General features: G+C 63.9%; 17 protein-coding genes. 11 read left to right on the top strand and 6 right to left on the bottom strand.

Translation table 11 applies throughout. The features are described from left to right. Nucleotides 1-9: 9 nt before the first annotated feature. Nucleotides 10-693, top strand: a complete 684-nt coding sequence (locus tag NKI29_RS03710; RefSeq protein ID WP_352455927.1) for an HAD family hydrolase — start codon at nt 10-12, stop codon at nt 691-693. Then, complete coding sequence (locus NKI29_RS03715; protein ID WP_352568547.1) at nt 690-2,276, top strand: FGGY-family carbohydrate kinase; 1,587 nt, start codon at nt 690-692, stop codon at nt 2,274-2,276. The genes NKI29_RS03710 and NKI29_RS03715 overlap by 4 nt, the downstream gene beginning before the upstream one ends. Before the next feature lie 14 nt (nt 2,277-2,290). Here NKI29_RS03715 and NKI29_RS03720 read toward each other — a convergent pair whose 3' ends face one another. Then, on the bottom strand, nt 2,291-2,872 hold the full coding sequence (locus NKI29_RS03720) for a histidine phosphatase family protein (RefSeq protein WP_352456011.1): 582 nt from the start codon (nt 2,870-2,872) through the stop codon (nt 2,291-2,293). 234 nt (nt 2,873-3,106) lie between these two features. On the opposite strand from NKI29_RS03720, the gene NKI29_RS03725 reads away from it, so the two are divergent. After that, nucleotides 3,107-4,510, top strand: coding sequence for an MATE family efflux transporter (locus NKI29_RS03725; RefSeq protein WP_352795581.1), 1,404 nt, complete (start codon nt 3,107-3,109; stop codon nt 4,508-4,510). A gap of 16 nt (nt 4,511-4,526) precedes the next feature. On the opposite strand, the gene NKI29_RS03730 is transcribed toward NKI29_RS03725, so the two are convergent. From NKI29_RS03730 to speB, 4 genes are all read right to left on the bottom strand, one after another. Then, entirely contained in the window at nt 4,527-5,174 is a 648-nt protein-coding gene (locus tag NKI29_RS03730; RefSeq protein ID WP_023722520.1) for an amino acid ABC transporter permease, read from the bottom strand. Further along, nucleotides 5,171-5,839, bottom strand: coding sequence for an amino acid ABC transporter permease (locus NKI29_RS03735; RefSeq protein WP_352568545.1), 669 nt, complete (start codon nt 5,837-5,839; stop codon nt 5,171-5,173). Before NKI29_RS03735 ends, NKI29_RS03730 begins: the two co-directional genes overlap by 4 nt. 6 nt (nt 5,840-5,845) lie before the next feature. Continuing rightward, nucleotides 5,846-6,655: a transporter substrate-binding domain-containing protein gene (locus NKI29_RS03740; RefSeq protein ID WP_352568544.1), complete on the bottom strand. Its 810-nt coding sequence runs from the start codon at nt 6,653-6,655 to the stop codon at nt 5,846-5,848. Nucleotides 6,656-6,791: 136 nt separating this feature from the next. Continuing rightward, nucleotides 6,792-7,853 (bottom strand): agmatinase, encoded by a 1,062-nt coding sequence (gene speB, locus NKI29_RS03745; protein WP_352795582.1) that lies wholly within the window; start codon nt 7,851-7,853, stop codon nt 6,792-6,794. A gap of 183 nt (nt 7,854-8,036) precedes the next feature. Between speB and gcvA the strand changes: the two genes are divergently transcribed. The 8 genes from gcvA to NKI29_RS03785 all read left to right on the top strand — a co-directional run bounded on the left by gcvA (nt 8,037) and on the right by NKI29_RS03785 (nt 17,074). Next, nucleotides 8,037-9,011, top strand: coding sequence for a transcriptional regulator GcvA (gcvA, locus tag NKI29_RS03750; protein WP_023676980.1), 975 nt, complete (start codon nt 8,037-8,039; stop codon nt 9,009-9,011). 192 nt (nt 9,012-9,203) lie between these two features. After that, on the top strand, nt 9,204-10,508 hold the full coding sequence (gene pncB / locus NKI29_RS03755) for a nicotinate phosphoribosyltransferase (RefSeq protein ID WP_023676979.1): 1,305 nt from the start codon (nt 9,204-9,206) through the stop codon (nt 10,506-10,508). Nucleotides 10,509-10,677: 169 nt separating this feature from the next. Next, a complete protein-coding gene (locus tag NKI29_RS03760) occupies nt 10,678-12,108 on the top strand; it encodes a hypothetical protein (RefSeq protein ID WP_023676978.1) in 1,431 nt (476 codons plus the stop codon). Between the two features lie 162 nt (nt 12,109-12,270). Beyond that, on the top strand, nt 12,271-13,575 hold the full coding sequence (locus NKI29_RS03765) for an ABC transporter substrate-binding protein (RefSeq protein WP_023676977.1): 1,305 nt from the start codon (nt 12,271-12,273) through the stop codon (nt 13,573-13,575). 221 nt (nt 13,576-13,796) lie between these two features. Further along, on the top strand, nt 13,797-14,678 hold the full coding sequence (locus NKI29_RS03770) for a branched-chain amino acid ABC transporter permease (RefSeq protein ID WP_352568540.1): 882 nt from the start codon (nt 13,797-13,799) through the stop codon (nt 14,676-14,678). After that, nucleotides 14,675-15,637, top strand: a complete 963-nt coding sequence (locus NKI29_RS03775) for a branched-chain amino acid ABC transporter permease (protein WP_023676975.1) — start codon at nt 14,675-14,677, stop codon at nt 15,635-15,637. The genes NKI29_RS03770 and NKI29_RS03775 overlap by 4 nt, the downstream gene beginning before the upstream one ends. Next, entirely contained in the window at nt 15,634-16,362 is a 729-nt protein-coding gene (locus NKI29_RS03780; RefSeq protein ID WP_023676974.1) for an ABC transporter ATP-binding protein, read from the top strand. The genes NKI29_RS03775 and NKI29_RS03780 overlap by 4 nt, the downstream gene beginning before the upstream one ends. After that, nucleotides 16,355-17,074 carry an ABC transporter ATP-binding protein gene (locus NKI29_RS03785; RefSeq protein WP_023676973.1) on the top strand — a complete coding sequence of 240 codons (720 nt, stop codon included), beginning with the start codon at nt 16,355-16,357 and terminating at the stop codon, nt 17,072-17,074. The genes NKI29_RS03780 and NKI29_RS03785 overlap by 8 nt, the downstream gene beginning before the upstream one ends. On the opposite strand, the gene NKI29_RS03790 is transcribed toward NKI29_RS03785, so the two are convergent. Continuing rightward, entirely contained in the window at nt 17,075-18,502 is a 1,428-nt protein-coding gene (locus NKI29_RS03790) for a sodium:proton antiporter (RefSeq protein WP_023676972.1), read from the bottom strand. It abuts the gene before it with no gap. Nucleotides 18,503-18,515 lie beyond the last annotated feature (13 nt).

An 18,515-nucleotide genomic window follows, 5' to 3' on the forward strand; every position in this document is an offset into this window, starting at 1 on the left:
TCCAGCGCGATGACGCCTGAACTGGTCATTTTCGACTGTGACGGCGTGCTGGTGGACAGTGAGATGCTGTCCGTCTCGGCATTGCTGGAGATGATCGCGCTTGCCGGCGGCAACGTCAGCGAGGACATTGCCTACGAGCACTTCCTCGGCAAGAGCATGAAGAGCGTCCGCGAAATCCTCGCAAGCGACTTCGGGCTCGATCTCACCGACCAGCATCTGACCGAGATGCGCTCCGAACTGATGCGCAGATTCCGCGAGGAGCTGAAACCGATGCCAGGTATCGCACAGGTCCTGCCGAGGCTCGGCGTACCGTGCTGCGTCGCCTCCTCCGGCACCCTGGAACGCATCCGCTATGCGCTCGACGTCACCGGGTTGCTTGGGCTGCTGGAGCCGCATTTGTTCAGCGCCGCCATGGTGGCGCGGGGCAAACCGGCGCCCGATCTCTTTCTCCATGCAGCAGATAAAATGAGAGCGGCCCCGCGAAACTGCCTCGTCGTCGAGGACAGCCCGGCCGGCATCGAAGCGGCGCGGGCGGCCGGCATGCGCGTCCTTGCCTTCACCGGCGGCTCGCACACCGGCAACCCGGCATTGAAAGCGCGGCTTGCGTCGAGTGAGCCGGACTTTATATTCGCTGACATGCTGCAATTGCCCGATCTGATTGCAGGCCTGGGAGCGAGAGCAAGAACACCTTGACCAACAGTTTCGTTTGCGCGGTCGATGTCGGCACCGGAAGCGCTCGTGCCGGCATTCTCGACACCGGTGGCGCCTTGCTCGGCCGCGCCGAGCACCCGATCGCCATGCAACAGCCGAAGGCCGACCATGCCGAGCACGATTCGCAGGATATATGGTCGGCGGTGTGCATGGCCGTCCGCGCTGCCCGCGAAAAGGCGGGCGTGCGGGCCGAGGATATCGTCGGCATCTCCTTTGATGCCACCTGCTCGCTGGTGGTGCGAGACCGGCATGGCGGCCAGCTCAGCGTGTCCGTCACTGGTGAAAGGCGCTGGGACACCATTGTCTGGCTCGACCATCGCGCAATTGCCGAGGCCGACGAATGCACTGAAAGCGGCCACGCTGTGCTCGACTATATCGGCGGCGTCATGTCGCCGGAAATGGAGACGCCGAAGCTGATGTGGCTGAAGCGCAACCTGCCCGGAACATGGAACGAAGCCGGCTATCTATTCGACCTCACCGACTTCCTCACCTGGAAGGCAAGCGGCTCGCTCTCCCGTTCACAATGCACGCTGACCGCCAAATGGACCTATCTAGCCCATGAAGCGACCGGCTGGCGGCGCGACTTCTTCGAAGCCGTCGGGCTCGGCGATATCTTTGAGCACGGCAACCTGCCGGAAAAGGCAAGCCCGGTCGGTGCCGATATCGGCCCGCTCGGCGCGCAAGCCGCGACGGAGCTTGGCCTCACCGAAAAATGCCGGGTCGGCGCCGGCGTCATCGATGCCTATGCCGGCGCGCTTGGCGTGCTCGGCGGTTTCGCCGGTGACGCGACGAACATCGGCCGCCATCTGGCCCTGATTGCCGGTACGTCGAGTTGCGTCATGGCGATGTCGCCCGATCCGCAGCCTTTCGCCGGTGTCTGGGGCCCATATTATGGCGCAGCCCTTCCCGGCCTGTGGCTGTCGGAAGGTGGCCAGTCGGCCACCGGCGCGCTGCTCGACCACATCATCCGCTGGCATGGCGCCGGCGGCGAGCCGGATGCCGCCATGCATGCCAGGATTGCCCACCGCGTCGCCGAGTTGCGTGCCGCCGAGGGCGAAAACCTCGCCGCAAGGCTGCACGTACTGCCCGATTTTCACGGCAACCGCTCGCCGCTCGCCGACCCGCATGCCGTCGGCGTCATCAGCGGGCTGACGCTGGATGCCTCCTTCGACAGTCTGTGCAAGCTCTACTGGCGCACCGCCGTCAGCATCGCGCTTGGCGTCCGTCATGTGCTGGAAGCGCTGAACGAGAACGGCTATCTGATCGACACGCTGCACGTCACCGGCGGCCACACCAAGAACCCGCTGTTGATGGAGCTCTATGCCGATGCAACCGGCTGCACGGTGGTCGAGCCGCTGGCGGACGAGGCGGTGCTGCTCGGCACCGGCATGATTGCCGCCACCGCGGCCAGGCTTTTTCCCGATTTGAACGCTGCCTGCGTCGCCATGCAACAGGGCGGCAGGACGCGAGAGCCCAATCCGGCTGCCGCCGGCCGGTTCGATCGCGACTACCGCGTGTTTCTCGAAATGCACAGGCAAAGGCAGGCGCTGGACGCGATCCGATAAATCGGGATCGGTTGCTATCTCTGGTTCCAGCGCCGGATGACCGGCTCGTCAAGGTCGTGCTCATAACCGAGCACGCTTATGCTGGCGGTATCCAGCACGAAAAACGCGCCGGCTTGCGGCGGCAGGCCGAGCCAGCGTGCGGCCAGCACCCTAAGGAAATGCGAGCTTGAGAAGACCAGGACATTGCTGCCGACCTCGCGCAACTGGCTGACGATCCGGTCCGCCCTCGAGCCGACATCCGTGGCGGACTCGCCGCTCGGGCAGCCGTCGCGAAAGAGACGCCAGCCGGGGCGCTCGGCGAGGATTTGCTTGGTGGTCAATCCCTCATAGGCACCATAATCCCACTCCGCCAGATCGTCCTTCTTCACGCCTGACGAGCCGAAGCCGGCCAGCGCACAGGTGTTGAAGGCGCGCTGCGACGGGCTCGACCACACCGCCGAGAAGGACAGGCCCTTGAGCCGCTCAGCGATCCGCCTTGCCGCTTCCTCGCCGGCCGGCGTCAGCGGTATGTCGGTTCGGCCGGTATGTTTTCCGGACGCACTCCATTCCGTCTCGCCATGCCGAACCAGATAGATTTCGGGAAACGCGCTCATCAGGCTGCCTTTCAAATGGATTCTGCCGCGACCATAGCGGCTTCCATAGCCTCTCCAATAGCCTGCATTGAACCGACTGGCTTAACCCTTCCGCAAGTCAGCCTCTTGCCACCGGTGCCCATTTGATAGACAAACCCGTCGTAATGCGGAATCCGGCCGATCTTGGCCATTTTCCGCGCTGAGACGCGGCTTCCGGCTCTTGCCGACGTGCCGCAATCGGATAGGCGGAAAACTAGAATGTCTGCGATCGAAGCCGACGCTCGCGCGCCGGAAAACCTTTGGCGTCGGGAAATCAGGGCGATGCTGGCGCTCGCCTGGCCGATGGTGCTGACCAATCTCGGCCAGACCGCGATGACCGCTACCGACGTCATGATGATGGGGCGGCTGGGGCCGGACACGCTGGCCAGCGGTGCGCTTGGTGCCAATCTCTACTTCATGCCGCTCATCTTCGGGCTCGGCCTGATGCTGGCGACCTCGCCGATGATGGCGACCGAGCTCGGCCGTCGCCGGCACTCGGTGCGCGACCTGCGCCGCACCGTGCGCCAGGGTCTGTGGCTGGCGATCCTCATTTGCATTCCGATATGGGCCCTTCTCTGGCACGGCGAGAGCGTGTTGCTGGCCATGGGTCAGGAACCGGCGCTGGCGCACCAGGCCGGCATCTATCTGCGCTGGCTCGAATGGGCGGTGCTGCCCTTTTTCGGCTACATCGTCCTGCGCTCGTTCATTTCGGCGCTGGAGCGGCCGGGCTGGGCGCTGATCATCGTCTTCGTTGCCGTCGCCTGCAACGCCTTCTTCAACTGGCTGTTCATGTTCGGCAATCTCGGCATCCAATCGATGGGCATCACCGGCTCCGGCCTCGCCACCACTCTGTCCAGCACGTTGATGTTCGCCGGCATGGCGGCGGTGGTGATGCTTGAGAAGAAATTCCGGCGCTATCGTCTGTTCGGACGCTTCTGGCGCGCCGATTGGCCGCGCTTCAAGGGCCTGCTGCGGCTCGGCCTGCCGATCGCCGGCCTGCTGGCGTTCGAGGTGACGATCTTCAACGCGGCGGCCTTTCTCATGGGCCTGATCGATGCGGCTTCGCTTGCCGCCCATGCGATCGCCATCCAGATCGCCTCGATCACCTTCATGGTGCCGCTCGGCCTCAACCAGGCGGTGACGGTGCGCGTCGGACTTGCCCACGGCGCCGGCAATCCGGAAGGTGTCTGCCGGGCTGGCTGGACCGCCTATGTCGTCGGTGTCTCCTTCATGGCGCTGATGGGGCTAGTGATGATCCTGTGGCCGCATCTCTTGATCGGCGCCTTCATCGATCTGGGCAATCCGGCTAATGCCGAGGTGGTGGCGCTTGCCGTGTCGTTCCTCGCCTTTGCCGCGCTGTTCCAGGTTTTTGACGGTGCGCAGGCGGTCGCCAGCGGCATGCTGCGCGGCCTGCACGACACCAAGGTGCCGATGATCTATGCCGCGATCGGATATTGGGGCGTCGGGCTGCCGCTCGGCGTGCTGCTGGCCTTCCGTTTCGGCTTCAACGGCGTCGGCATCTGGATCGGCCTGTCGTCGGGACTGGCGGTGGTTGCGGCGCTCTTGCTAGGGCGCTGGCTGCGGCGTGACAGGATCGCGCCGCCGCTGGTATTCGGGCGTTGAATTGCTGGTCGCCCGCTCAGCGGGCCGCCGCCCGCTGCTCGAGCGAACGTGCGTATTGCGTCAGCGGAAAGCACATGACGAAGAAGATCAGCGCTACCAGCCCATAGACTTTGAACGGTTCGAAGGTCGCATTGTTGATCGCGTTGGATGTCCTCACCAGCTCCTCGAAACCGATGATCGACGTCAGCGCGGTCGACTTGATCAGCTGCACCAGAAAGCCGACGGTCGGTGCGCGGGTGATCGAAAACGCCTGAGGCAAGATGATCAGCCGGAGTTCCTGCAGATAGTGCAGGCCGAGGCTGGCGCCGGCGTCCCACTGGCCGCGCGGCAGTGCATCGACGCCGCCGCGCCAGATCTCGGCGAGATAGGCGCTGGCAAAGAAGGTCAGGCCAAGCACCGCCGCGGTCCACGGCTCGATGCGCAGGCCCAGCATCGGCAAGCCGAAGAACATCAGGAAGAGCTGCATCAGCAGCGGCGTGCCCTGGAAAAGCGCGATATAGCCGGAGGCAAACCGGCGCGCCCATTTATTCTTGGCGATCCGGAAGAACAGCACGATCATGCCGACCACGGCCCCGCCGACAAAGGCGGCCAGCGACAAGAGCACCGTCCAGCGCGCCGCCAGCAGCAGGTTGCGCAGAATGTCCCAGAAGGTGAATTCGATCATGACACGCCGGCTCCGAGAAGCCGGCGCCCGCCGCCGACCAGCAGCCGGCGCAGCCCAATCGACAGGATGAGATAGACCATCGTCACGATGAAATAGGTCTCGAAAGCCCGGAACGTGCGCGCCTGCAGCATGTCGGCTTCATAGGTCAGCTCGCGAACGGCGATCTGCGATACCACGGCGGATTCCAGCATCATGATGACGATCTGGCTGGTCAGCGCCGGATAGATTACCTTGAGCGCCTGCGGCAGCACGATCTTGATGAAGACCTGGCGCGGCCTGAGCCCAAGCGCCAGTGCCGCTTCCGTCTGCCCGGGCGGCACCGCGTCGAGCCCGGCGCCAACGATCTCGATCGTATAGGCGGCCATGTTGAGCGTCATCGCCAGCATGGCTGCCAGCACCGGATCGAGCTTGACGCCGATGCTGGGCAGCCCGAAGAAGATGAAGAATAGCTGCACCAGGAACGGCGTGTTGCGGATCACCTCGACATAGACGCCGATCGCCCGCTTGAGCAGGAGCGGACCGTTCCGCCGCCCTGCGGCGCCGAGGATGCTGAGCAACGTTCCCGCCAGCGTGGTGACAGCGATCAACAGGATCGTCGTGGCCGCGCCGCGCGCGATCGCCCCTGTCGCCCCGGCAAGCCAGCCGAAGTCGAGGCTATAGCTCACCGGCCATCAATCCTTGAGATTGGCGGGATCGAGCGGCGTCTTCAGCCAGGCTTTCGAGCTTTCGTCCAGTCTGCCGTCGGCCAGCATCTTGGCAACCGCATCGTTGACCGCTTGTTTGAGGCGGTCTTCCTTCTTGTTGAGGCCGATATGCGAGGGCGAGGTGAGAAGCTGGAATTTCTGCTCCGGCTTCAGTTCCTCCTGCCGGGCGAGCACCTGGGCGCCGACATCGTTGCCGACCACCATCAGTTGGGTCTGACCCGAAATGAAGGCCTGGATGACGGAATTGTAGTTGTCGAAACGGCGGATGTCGGCCGAGGCCGGTGCCGCCTCGGTCAGCGAGGTATCCTCCAGCGTGCCGCGATTGACGGCGATCGACTTGTCGGCGAGGTCTTCCTTGCCTTTGACCGCAAGAGCTGCCGGGCCGATGACGGCGATGTAATAGGGCGCGTAGGCGGCGGCGAAATCGATCACCTGCTCACGCTCCTTGGAATAGCCGACGCTCATCAGCAGGTCGACGCGCTTGTCGGTAAGGTACGGGATGCGGTTCTGGCCGGTCACGCTGACCAGATTGAGCTTGACCTTGAGCTGGTCGGCGATGGATTGCGCCACGTCGATGTCGTAGCCCTTGATGCTCATGTCGGCGCTGGCCGAGGAGAAGGGCGGGAAGTCGGAAAAGATGCCGACATTGATGGCGCCGGCCTTGGCTATGTCGTCGATCGCGTCGGCATTGACGGCCTGCGTCGTGAAAGCAAAACCGGTCGCGCCGAGCATCAGCACGGCGGCGATGGACGATTTGAGTTTCATGTGAAGTGTCATTGTCATTCCCCTGCTGGAAGCTTGTTTGTTTGAGTGCAACCGCCGGCTCCAGCGCGGCGGTCGCCTTTGGATTCTCTAGTGGACCATGATCTTCTCCGAAAACCGGTTCCCACTTTCGGGATCATGGTCGAGCGTGTCAGCCCGCCTTGCCGGTGATTGCCGGGCTGAAGACCATCAGGCTGAGGATCTCGAACAGCACCTGCGCGCCGGCGTGCGCCGTGTTGGTGGTCGCGTCGTACTGCGGTGCCACCTCGACCACGTCGCCGCCGACGATGTTGAGTCCCTTCAGGCCGCGCAGCAGCTCGAGCACTTCGCGCGTCGTCAGCCCGCCGACCTCCGGCGTGCCGGTGCCCGGTGCGAAGGCCGGATCGATGCTGTCGATGTCGAAGGAGACATAGGTCGGGCCGTCGCCGACTATCCTGCGCGCCTTCTCGATAATGGCGGGAATGCCGAGGCCGGTCACCTCTTCGGCATGCACGACGGTCATGCCGGACTCATAAGTGAACTCCCACAGATACTCGGCCGAGCCGCGAATGCCGATCTGGATAGTGCGGCTCGGGTCGAGCACGCCGTCCAGCACCGCGTTGCGGAACGGCCCGCCATGGTGGAACTTGGTCATGTCGAACAGGCCGCTGGTATCGCAGTGCGCGTCGATATGGATCATGCCCACCGGCGCCCTCTTGCCGACAGCCTTCAGGATCGGGTGGCTGATCGAATGGTCGCCGCCGACAGACAAGGGCAGGACGCCGGCGTCGACGATCTGGTTGGTGCGGCGTTCGATGTCGTCATGGCTGGTCTCCAGCCGGTAGCGGCTCTGGAACGGCACGTCGCCGATGTCGGCGACCTTCAGCTCATGCGTCGGCGCGCATTCCAGCACATGGTTGTAGGGGCCGATGCGCTCGATGGCGCGCAGCGCCCTTGGCCCGAAACGGGCGCCCGGCCGGTTGGTGACGCCCAGATCCATCGGCACACCGATCATCGCCACCTGCAGATCGCCGAAATCCGGATTGTCGGCGGCGATTTCACGATAGGGCGCCGCGAGGAAGGTCGGGATGCCGGAATAGGGCGCCAGTCGCGTGCCGGTCTTGGAGAAGATCTTGTCGGCGACACGCTGGAATTTCGGGTCGAACATTTCGCCGCCATGGCTCTCGCCGTATTTGCGGCGCAACGCTTCGAGCTTGCCGCGGTCGCAACCCATGTCGGTCCTCCATGGCTGGTGCGGCGCGCGGACAGCGGCCCCGATAGCCGCAGCCGTCGGCTGCCTGCAGATTTCACGTCGTGATGCAATGCCTAGGCAAAGTGTCCCGTAGCTGCATTGAAAAATCAATTGATATTGTTAGTGTGTTATCTGTGAGAAAATCTCACAGAGCCTAGGGTCCAAATGGCCAAGCGTTTGCCACCGCTCAACCCGCTGCGCGCCTTCGAGGCGACGGCGCGCCACGCCTCGCTGAGCAAGGCGGCGGCTGAGCTCAACGTCACCCACGGCGCCATCAGCCATCAGATCAAGGCGCTCGAGCAATCGTTGGGTGTCAAGCTGTTCGAGCGTGCCGGTCAGCGGGTGAAGCTGACGCCACACGGCGCCGAGTTGCTTCCGGCGGTGTCGACCGCCTTCGACGGCATTGCCGCCGCCACGCAGCGCATGACGAGGCCGGCCAGCACCGGCGTTCTCTCTGTATCCTGCGTGCCGGCGCTACTGTTGCTGTGGATGATCCCGCGGCTGGGCAGCTTCACCTCGCAATATCCGGATATCAGGCTGACGCTGATCCCATCCAATGATGCCAAGGACGTCCGCGCACCGCATATCGATGTCTGCGTGCACTATGGTGACGGCAGCTGGACCGACTGCTGGATGCGCAAATGGTCGGGCCTCGAACTGTTCCCGGTGGTCAGCCCGACGCTGATCAACAACCGCCCGATCCGCACCGTCCGCGACCTCGCCGATCACGTCTTCCTGCATGGCGACGACGGCCGCGAATGGCATACCTGGCTGGCCGCCGCCGACGCGCTGGACCTGGAGCGCGGCCGCCGCCATCATCTCGGCGATGCGCGCATGGCGACCGAGGCGGCTGTCCACGGCCATGGCGTGGCGCTCGGCGATACGGTGACGGCAAGCGGACTGCTCGCCAGGGGCCTGCTTGTCGCCCCGTTCAGTCTTTCCGTGCCGGCCGTCGACGATTTCTACGTCGTCTGCCGCAACGAGATGCGGTCGGCGCCGATCGTGCAATTGTTCATCGACTGGCTGTTTGCCGAGAAAGAGCAGGCCGACCGCCGCGCCGACGCGCCGGTGGCAGGCCGCATCGGCATTCGCCGCAAGCGTCCAGCGCTCAAGGTGGTCGGCGCCAAGACCGCATCCTGAGGCCGAAACTGCCGTAGGCGCCGCTTGCCGCAGCGGCTTCTTTTTGTCGGGCCAGCCCGCAAAGCGGGAGGCGCGTTCAAAAATTCGATGCTAAGAGGCATTTGGAGCAATTCCAGGAAAAGTGCGCAGCGGTTTTCCGTCCGGAATTGCGCTAGACAAAAGCTAGAGCGAGCAGCGAAGGCGCATTGAGCGATGGCAAAGACCGATATAGCGCGGCGCGTCTACAATCACACCTGGAAGCTCGACCCGATCGTCCGCAGCTTGCTCGACACCGATTTCTACAAGCTTCTGATGCTGCAGATGATCTGGGGCATGTATCCCAAGGTCGACGCCACCTTCTCGCTGATCAACCGCACCACCTCGGTCCGCCTTGCCGAGGAGATCGATGAGACGGAGCTGCGCGAGCAGCTCGACCATGCCCGCACCTTGCGCTTCTCTAAGAAAGAGATGATCTGGCTCGGCGGCAACACCTTCTATGGCCGCAAGCAGATATTCGAACCGGAATTCCTCGCCTGGCTGGAAAATTTCCGGCTGCCCGAATACGAGCTTTCCAAGCGCGACGGCCAATACGAACTCGTCTTCAGCGGCCCGTGGATGTACACGACGCTGTGGGAGATCCCGGCGCTGGCAATTATCAATGAACTTCGATCTCGCGCGGCCATGCGGGCGTTCGGGCCGTTCGCGCTCGACGTGCTCTATGCCCGCGCCAAGGCCAAGATGTGGGCCAAGACCGAGCGGCTGAAGGCGCTGCCCGGCATCCGCATCTCGGATTTCGGCACCCGCCGCCGTCATTCTTTCCTGTGGCAGCGCTGGTGCGTCGAAGCGTTGAAGGAGGGCATCGGCGAGGCCTTCACTGGCACCTCCAACGTGCTGCTCGCCATGGACAACGATCTCGAGGCGCTCGGCACCAATGCGCATGAACTGCCGATGGTGTTCGCCGCGCTCACCAATTCGGAAAAGGAATTGAAACAGTCGCCCTACAACGTGCTGCAGGACTGGCAGCGCTACTACGGCGGCAACCTGCTGATCGTACTGCCGGACACCTTCGGCACCGCGGCGTTCCTGCGCGATGCACCGGACTGGGTCGCCGACTGGACCGGCTTCCGCCCCGATAGCGCGCCGCCGATCGAAGGCGGTGAGAAAATCATTTCCTGGTGGCGCGAAAAGGGCAAGGACCCCAAGCAGAAGCTGCTCATCTTCTCGGATGGGCTGGAGGTCGAGACCATCGAGGAAACCTACCGCCACTTCCGCGGCAAGGTGCGCATGTCCTTCGGCTGGGGCACCAACCTGACCAACGATTTCGAGGGCTGCGCGCCGACCGAGACCAACCGGCTAGACGCCATCTCGCTGGTCTGCAAGGTCACCGAAGCCAACGGCAGGCCGGCGGTCAAACTTTCCGACAATCCGGCCAAGTCGACAGGCGACGAGAAAGAGATCGAGCGCTATTTGCGCATCTTCGGCCAGAAGGACCGCGTGGAGCAGTTGGTGAAGGTGTGAGGTAGGGGAACTCTTGCGTAGTATGAGTTCCTTCGCGCCCCCCTCTGTCCTGCCGGACATCTCCCCCACGAGGGGGGAGATTGCGCCCTCATTGCTGCTTTCGCCAATCGCTAAAGTTGCAGAAGGAGAGCCGACGGCGGAACCGCCGATCTCCCCCCAAGTGGGGGAGATGTCCGGCAGGACAGAGGGGGGCGCCGTAGAGCGCCGTCGTTACAGTTTAGCTCTCGTCATTGTTGCCTTTGCATTCTTGCCCACGCCCGCCTTCGCCCACGCCTCCGACCGCGGCCACGTCCTGCTCCTTCCCACCCGCTACTACCTTGCCGGCGGCGCGCTCGCGGTTGCCGCCAGTTTCCTTGTCCTGGCGCTACTGCCGCCGGACTCCCTCGACCGCTTCTGGCGCAAACGCCTGCCGCTGTTCACCTTCGGTGACACCGCGCGGACTGCCGTCAGCCTGGTATCCTTTGCCGGCTTTGCAATTCTGATTGCCGCCGGCCTGTTCGGCAGCCGCGATCCGCTTTCCAATCCGATGCCGCTGACCGTATGGACGCTTCTCTGGGTTGGCCTGGCTCTGTTGCAGGGGCTCGCCGGCGATCTCTGGTCGTGGCTCAACCCCTGGTACGGGCCATGCCGCGTCGCCTCGCGCCTGTCCGGCAGAACGCAGCCGTATCTGCTCCCCCAACGGCTCGGCTATTGGCCGGCTTTCCTGCTGTTCTTCGCCTTCGCCTGGTTCGAGCTGATCGACCCTGCGCCCGACGATCCGGCGCGGCTGGCCTGGGCCGCCGGCCTCTACTGGCTGCTGAGCTTCGCCGCCATGCAGGTCTTCGGCTACCGCGACTGGACCCTGCGCGGTGAGTTCCTGACCGTGTTCTTTTCCATGGTGGCGCGCTTCGCCATCGTCGAACGTATTGCAGACGGCCGGCTAAAACTCTGCTGGCCGGGCGCCAAGCTGCTCGCTGCCGCGCCGCTACCGCTCAGCGGCGTCGCTTTCCTGCTGCTTGCGCTGTCGTCGGTGTCCTTCGACGGCCTGTCGAAAACCTTCTTCTGGCTAGGCTGGTTCGGCATCAATCCGGTGGAATTTCCGGGACGCACCGCTTTGATCGGCATCGGCAGCTTCGGCCTTGTGATGACCTTTGCCGTGCTTGCGGCCGTGTTCGAGCTCGCCGTCTTTCTTGGCCAGAACCTTGCCGGCAGCAAGCATTCGCTCGGTCACGCCGCCGGGCTTTTGGTCTGGTCGATCGTACCGATCGCGCTCGCCTACCACTTCGCGCATTATCTGACGGCGCTGCTGGTCGACGGCCAATATGCGATTGCCGCTCTCTCCGACCCGTTTGCGCTGGGCTGGAACCTGTTCGGTACCGCCGACATGTCAATTGAAGCCGGCGTCGTCGCCGGTGCCGGTTCGGCGTGGTGGCTGTGGAACCTCCAGGCCGGCGTCATCATAGCCGGCCACATGCTTGCTGTGCTTGTCGCCCATGGCTTGGCCTGGCGGCTGCACGCCATTCCGGCTCGCGCCGCGCTCAGCCAGTTCCCGCTCACCGTGCTGATGATCGCCTACACCGTCCTCGGCCTATGGCTGCTTGCGACGCCGAGCGCCGGATGAACGAGGTGTGCGATGCCCGTCAATCGAACCTTGGGGAAAGCTCGCTTGCCACGTCAGAGCTTTGGTGATTTAGTTTGTACACATGCAATTTTCGCCCCTCTTAACAAGAGTGGCCTGCCTGCTACAGCCATTGGTCAAAGCTCAAAAACAAGGGGAACTGCCGTGACTGACAAGAATGGGTTTTTCGATCTCTCCAGATCCGCTCTCACCCGCCGCACGGCGCTGAAGGGCCTTGCCGCCGGCGCCGGTCTTGCCGTCGCGCCGGGTTTCGTGCGTTACAGCCAGGCGCAGAGCTCGGCGCCGATCAAGATCGGCTTCCAGTCGCACCGCACCGGCATCGGCGCCGCCTATGGCCGCTGGTACGAGAAGACCACAGCGGCTGCCGTCAAGGCGATCAACGATTCCGGCGGCATCAACGGCCGGCCGGTCGACGTGATCATCGAGGATGACGGCACCGATCCCGGCCGGGGCGCCGAAGTCGTCGGCAAGTTCGCCTCCCAGCACAAGACCGACATCGTCTACGGCACGCTGTTTTCGCATGTCGTCATCGGCTCGGCGCCGGCCGCCGGCGAGGCCAAGATGCCCTATTTCGTTGTCAGCGAAGGCCACCACGTCGCCTCGACCAAATTGAACCGCTACATCTTCCAGCCCGGCATCACCGATGTGAAGAGCCAGATCCAGTCGATGGCACCGTGGATTGCCGCCAATGCCGGCAAGAAGGTGACGCAGATCTTCCCCGATTTCGCTTTCGGCTATGACCATCGCGACTACCTGCCGCCGGCGCTGAAGGCGCAAGGCGCCGAGGTCATTGCGCAGATCGCGATTCCGCCGACGGAATCCTCCTTCACCAAATATTTCCCGCAGATCCCCGCGGAGACCGAGGTGATCTACCACGTCATGGTCGGCCCGGCGGTGCTCACCTTCGTCAAGGAGCTCGGCGAGTTCTACGGCTCCAATCGGCCGCAATTGTTCGGCTTCATCGATTCGCTCGAAGCCACCGACATCAACAGCCCCGGCCTCGAATTCCTCGACGGTAGCCATTTCTGGGAAGGCTCGCCGCGCTACGCGCAGCCCGATGATTCCCCCGCACAGAAGGCCTACCGCGCCGCCGTCGGCATCGATGACAATGGTGCCGCCGTCGGCGACCCCAAGGACGTCTCCACCGCCGCGCACATGTTCGGCTGCTGGGAAACGCTCTACGTCGTCAAGAAGGCGATGGAGGATGCCGGCTACAAGGGCCCGGAAGACCGCGCCAAGCTGGTCGAGGCGACCGAGGCGTTGACCGAGTTCGCCGAGGGGCCCGAGCATCCGCAGGGACCGAAAACCTTCAACGGCAAGATCCACCAGTGCTTTGGTATCCAGAACATCTCCAAGGTCGAAGGCGGCCGGCTGAATGTCGTCCACAAGACCAAGATCGAGGACGGCCTCTATGAGCCTGAGGGGGATTACACGACGCAGACGCTGTGAGCTTGGTTTCATTAAGCACAGTGCGCTTCGGCCCACCCCCCTCTGTCCTGCCGGACATCTCCCCCTCAAGGGGGGAGATTGGCTGTCACCAGCGCTTTCGCCAATCGCAAAGGCCGGTAGGTGGCCGCCTTCGCGGGAACTGCCAATCTCCCCCCTTGAGGGGGAGATGTCCGGCAGGACAGAGGGGGGTGCGCCTCGCACCTGCGATGGGTGTGTAACCGATGCACTTCGGACCCCACCTGCTCCTCGCCGCCCTCGAAGGCCTCGTCACCTCCGCCGTGCTGGCGCTGACGGCGCTTGGCCTGTCGCTGGTGTTCGGCGTCATGCGCGTCGTCAATGTCGCGCATGGCGAGTTTTTCATGCTCGGCGCGGTGCTTGCCTGGGCGATCTCTACGGCGATATCCGGCCATCCGGCGCTCGGCTTCCTGGCCGCCCTGGTGCTGGCGCCGCTGATCGTCGGCCTGATCGCGCTGGTCGCCGAACGGCTGGTGCTGCGCCGGCTCAACTACAATCCGGAAGCCACCATCGTCGCCACCATCGGCATGCTCTACATCATCCAGCAATTGGCGCTGACCTTCTACGGCCCGGAGGCGCGGCCGGTGGAGCCGCCGTTCAGCTACCGCATCCTCCTGCCGTGGTTCGGCTATTCCGGCTACAAGCTGTCGATCATCGCCGCGTCGGCGCTGCTGCTGGTCGCGACCTGGCTGGTGCTGACGCGCACGAAAATCGGCCTCGTCATGCGCGCCACGCAATATGACAGCGAGACGGCGCAGGCCTTCGGCATCCCGGTGACGAGAGTCTATGCCGGTGTTTTCGCGCTCGGCGCCATGCTGGCTGCTGTCGCCGCGGTGCTGATCGTGCCGATCAGCCAGGCCCACTATCTGATGGGACAGGACCCGCTGTTGCTGTCGTTCATCGTCGTCATCATCGGCGGCCTCGGCTCGCTGCGAGGCACGGTCGTCGCCGCGGTGCTGATCGGCCTTTCCGACGGCATCATCTCGGTGTTCTTCTCACCGACGCTGGCCAAGATCATCGCCACCTTGCTCGTCGCCATGGTGCTGGTGTTCCGGCCGCAGGGCCTGTTCGGGACGACATCGCGATGAAGGATGCTTCGCCGGCAAAGCCATATGCGCTGCACCTCGGCGTCATCGCCCTGCTTTTCGGGCTTAGCTTCGTCCTGCCGGAATACCATCACGGCCTGCTCGCCCGCATCATGGTGCTGGCGGTCTTCGCCATGGGCTACAATCTGCTGTTCGGCTATGTCGGGCTGCTTAGCCTCGGCCATGCCATGTTCTTTTCAGCCGGGCTCTATGGCGCCGGCCTTGCCGTCATCCATCTCGGCTGGAGCGTGCCGGCCGCCTTCGCAGCCGGGCTTGCCTGCGGCGCGCTTCTCGCGCTGGTGATCGGGCTGCTGGCGCTGCGCACCTCCGGCGTCGCCTTCATGATCGTCACTATGATGTTCGCGCAGGTATTCTATCTCGTCATCCTCTATTTCGCTGCCTGGACCGGTGGCGACCAGGGCATGGTCGTGCCGCAGCCGATGCGTGTCCTTGTCCTGGGCAGCACGTCGCTCGACCTCACCAACCCGACCGTGCGCTATATGAGCGCGCTGGCACTGTTCTCGATCGTGCTGCTCATAAGCCTGGCGATAGTCCGCTCCGGCTACGGTCGCGTGCTGGTCGCCATCCGCGAGAACGAAGAGCGGACCAAAATGCTTGGCTATGATACATTTTCCAACAAGCTCGCCGCCGTCGTCATCTCAGGCAGCATCTGCGCGGCTTCCGGCGCGGCCTATGCGCTGCTGTTCGGCTATGTCGGCTCGAGCTTCGCTTCGGTGCAATATTCCATCCTGCCGCTGCTCTGGGTGCTGCTGGGCGGTGCCGCTACCACGCTCGGTCCGCTGATCGGCACGCTGTTCATGTATTATGTCATCGATGTCGCCAGCGGCTACACCTCGGCCTATCTGCTGATCGTCGGCATAGCGCTCATCCTGCTGGTGCTGTTCTTCCCGAGAGGCATTCTCGGCAGCATCCGCCAGCGCTGGCTCGGGTGGTTGCCATGATGCCGCTGCTCACCACCAAAGGCCTGTCGCGCAGTTTCGGCGGCTTGCGCGCCGTCGACGGCGTCGACTTCGCGCTGATGCCGGGCGAGATCCGCGCTGTCATCGGCCCCAACGGTGCCGGCAAGACCACCTTCGTCAGCCTGGTCAGCGGCCGTATCCAGCCCTCGTCGGGCATGATCGTCTTCGACGGCGCGGACATCACCAATCTGCCGGCCTACGCCAGGGTTCGCCTTGGCGTCGCCTACACTTTCCAGATCACCAGCGTCTTTGCCAATCTCAGCGCCTACGACAATGTTGCCCTGCCGGTGCAGCGCACGCTGACCGACGGCCGCTCGAAGGGCGCGGTTCACACCGGCGTCATGGCCGCGCTCGAGCGTACCGGCCTTGCCGACCGCGCCGACATGCCGGCCGGGCAGCTGTCCTACGGTCACCAGCGGTTGCTGGAAGTGGCGATGGGACTGGCACTGAAGCCGCGGCTGCTGATCCTCGACGAACCGACGCAAGGGCTGGCCGACAGCGAGATCGATAATTTCATCGAGCTGGTGCGCGAGATCGCCGATAGCGCCACCGTGCTTTTGATCGAGCACAACATGCCGGTGGTCATGCGGCTCGCCGACCGCATCACCGTCTTCAACGCCGGCAGGATTTTGGCTGAAGGCACGCCCGAGCAGATCCGCGCCAATGCCGCGGTGCAGGACGCCTATCTGGGGACGACCCATGGCTGAGGCCCAGTCCAAGGCACTGACGATCTCCGGGGTCGACTGCTTCTATGGCGAGGTCCAGGTGCTCTATGGCCTCGATCTTGTCTTGAACGAGGGCGAAGTGCTCTGCCTGTTCGGCCGCAACGGCGCCGGCAAGACGACGACGCTGAAGGCAATCATGGGCCTGGTGCCGGTAAGCTCAGGCTCGATCCGGCTCGAAGGGCGGGAATTGACCGGCTTGCCGGCGCACGAGGTGCCCAAGGCCGGCCTCGCCTACGTGCCGCAGGGCCGGCGGCTGTTCGCCGAGATGACGGTGGCTGAAAACATCGAGATCGGCCTGATGGCCCGCAACAAGGGCAAGGCGACGCGCGAAAACGTGCTCGATCTTTTTCCGCTGCTGCGCCAGCGCCTCAGGCAGCGTTCCGGCACGCTGTCCGGCGGTGAGCAGCAGATGCTGGCCATGGCCCGCGCCCTGTGCCTGGAACCACAGGTGCTTCTGCTCGACGAGCCGACCGAAGGGCTGATGCCGTCGATGATCGCCAAGATCCGCGAAACGGTGTCGAAGCTGCGTGCGCTTGGCGTGTCGACAATTCTTGTCGAGCAGCGCGTCGATGCCGTGCTCTCGGTCGCAGACCGCGTTTGTTTCATCGAAAACGGCCGCAACCGCGAGACGGTCGACGTTGAGGAGCTGCGTGCCGATCCCTCGGCGGTCCGTCGCTATGTCGGCGTCGGATGATCAGGCAAAGAACAGCAAGCCGGCAAGCAGGAATGTCGGGATCAGCACCGCGCCCGACCATGCCATATAGCCAAAGAAGCTCGGCATCTTGATGCCGCGATGCCTGGCAATGGCATAGACCATGAAATTCGGCGCATTGCCGACATAGGTGTTGGCGCCCATGAACACCGCGCCTGCCGAGATCGCCGCCAGCGTCGAGGCGAACTCGGTCATCAGATGCTGCGCATCGCCGCCAGCCAGCTCGAAGAACACCAGATAGGTCGGCGCATTGTCGAGGAAGGACGACAGCGCTCCGGTCAGCCAGAAATAGGCAAGGTTGTCCGGCGCGCCGGTCGGCGAACTGACCAGCAGCACCAACGGCGCCAGCGCGCCGTCGAGCCCGGCCCGCAATATGGCGACGACCGGCACGATGCAGATGAAGATGCTGGCGAACAGCTTCGCCACCTCGGCAATCGGCCCCCAGTTGAAGGCGTTTGCGCCGCGAAACTCCTTCGGCGAGACGACAAGCGAAGTGAAGGCCAGTATCAGGATGGCGGCGTCGCGCACCAGATTCTGCAGCTCGAGGCTGACGCCCTGAAAAGAGAAACTCACTCCCGGCTTCCAGGCAGCGGAAATCAGGATCGCGGCGATTACGCCGGCCAGCAGCGGGATGTTGGCCAGGCCGCGAATGCGCACCTTGCTGTCGGGCGTCGGATCCTTGATCTTCGGCGCGCCTTCCTCCCGGCGATGCATGATGATGTCGATCGCCAGGAAAACAGCCAGCACCACGCCGGCGACGAACAGCGTCTCGGGCAGCAGGTGAACTGTCGTCCAGAAGAAATCGACGCCGCGCAGAAAGCCGACGAACAGCGGCGGATCGCCCAGCGGCGTTAGCGACCCGCCGATGTTGGAAACCAGGAAGATGAAAAAGATGACGACATGGGCGTTGAAGCGCCGGTTGTCGTTGGCGCGGATGAGCGGCCGGATCAGGATCATCGAGGCGCCGGTTGTGCCAATGATCGAGGCAAGCAGCGCCCCTCCCAGCAACAGCCCGGCATTGACCAGCGGCGTGCCGTGTATGTTGCCGGCAACGAAGATACCGCCCGAAATGGTGAACAGCGCAAACAGCAGGATGATGAACGACATGTATTCGGTGAGCAGCGCATGCAGCACCGCCTGCGTGGCGGACGGGATGCCGAAGGCGATGGCCAGCGGCCCGATCACCAACGCTGCCCAGAAGGCAGCGATCTTGCCGTAATGGTGCTCCCAAGCATGATGGAACAGCAGCGGGCCGGTCGCGATGCAAAGCAATAGCCCGGCAAACGGCAGCACCCACCAAAGCGACATGGCGGCGCCCGGCAATTCGTGCGCTTCGGCCGCGAGAACCGCTCTCGGAGAAAAGATTGCTGCAATAAGTGCAGCACTTGCCGTCAACGCCGCAAACCGCATGAAGCCCCTCAAA

Origin of the sequence: Mesorhizobium sp. M0678 (assembly GCF_040320505.1) — a bacterium.
Lineage (GTDB): Bacteria > Pseudomonadota > Alphaproteobacteria > Rhizobiales > Rhizobiaceae > Mesorhizobium.

Excerpts from the sequence above, each read along its gene's own strand:
- NKI29_RS03710 (WP_352455927.1), top strand. The coding sequence starts at position 10 with ATGACGCCTGAACTGGTCATTTTCGACTGTGACGGCGTGCTGGTGGAC.
- NKI29_RS03725 (WP_352795581.1), top strand. The coding sequence starts at position 3,107 with ATGTCTGCGATCGAAGCCGACGCTCGCGCGCCGGAAAACCTTTGGCGT.
- NKI29_RS03730 (WP_023722520.1), bottom strand. The coding sequence starts at position 5,174 with ATGATCGAATTCACCTTCTGGGACATTCTGCGCAACCTGCTGCTGGCG.
- NKI29_RS03740 (WP_352568544.1), bottom strand. The coding sequence starts at position 6,655 with ATGACACTTCACATGAAACTCAAATCGTCCATCGCCGCCGTGCTGATG.
- speB (WP_352795582.1), bottom strand. The coding sequence starts at position 7,853 with ATGGGTTGCGACCGCGGCAAGCTCGAAGCGTTGCGCCGCAAATACGGC.
- gcvA (WP_023676980.1), top strand. The coding sequence starts at position 8,037 with ATGGCCAAGCGTTTGCCACCGCTCAACCCGCTGCGCGCCTTCGAGGCG.
- pncB (WP_023676979.1), top strand. The coding sequence starts at position 9,204 with ATGGCAAAGACCGATATAGCGCGGCGCGTCTACAATCACACCTGGAAG.
- NKI29_RS03760 (WP_023676978.1), top strand. The coding sequence starts at position 10,678 with ATGTCCGGCAGGACAGAGGGGGGCGCCGTAGAGCGCCGTCGTTACAGT.
- NKI29_RS03770 (WP_352568540.1), top strand. The coding sequence starts at position 13,797 with ATGCACTTCGGACCCCACCTGCTCCTCGCCGCCCTCGAAGGCCTCGTC.
- NKI29_RS03775 (WP_023676975.1), top strand. The coding sequence starts at position 14,675 with ATGAAGGATGCTTCGCCGGCAAAGCCATATGCGCTGCACCTCGGCGTC.
- NKI29_RS03780 (WP_023676974.1), top strand. The coding sequence starts at position 15,634 with ATGATGCCGCTGCTCACCACCAAAGGCCTGTCGCGCAGTTTCGGCGGC.
- NKI29_RS03785 (WP_023676973.1), top strand. The coding sequence starts at position 16,355 with ATGGCTGAGGCCCAGTCCAAGGCACTGACGATCTCCGGGGTCGACTGC.
- NKI29_RS03790 (WP_023676972.1), bottom strand. The coding sequence starts at position 18,502 with ATGCGGTTTGCGGCGTTGACGGCAAGTGCTGCACTTATTGCAGCAATC.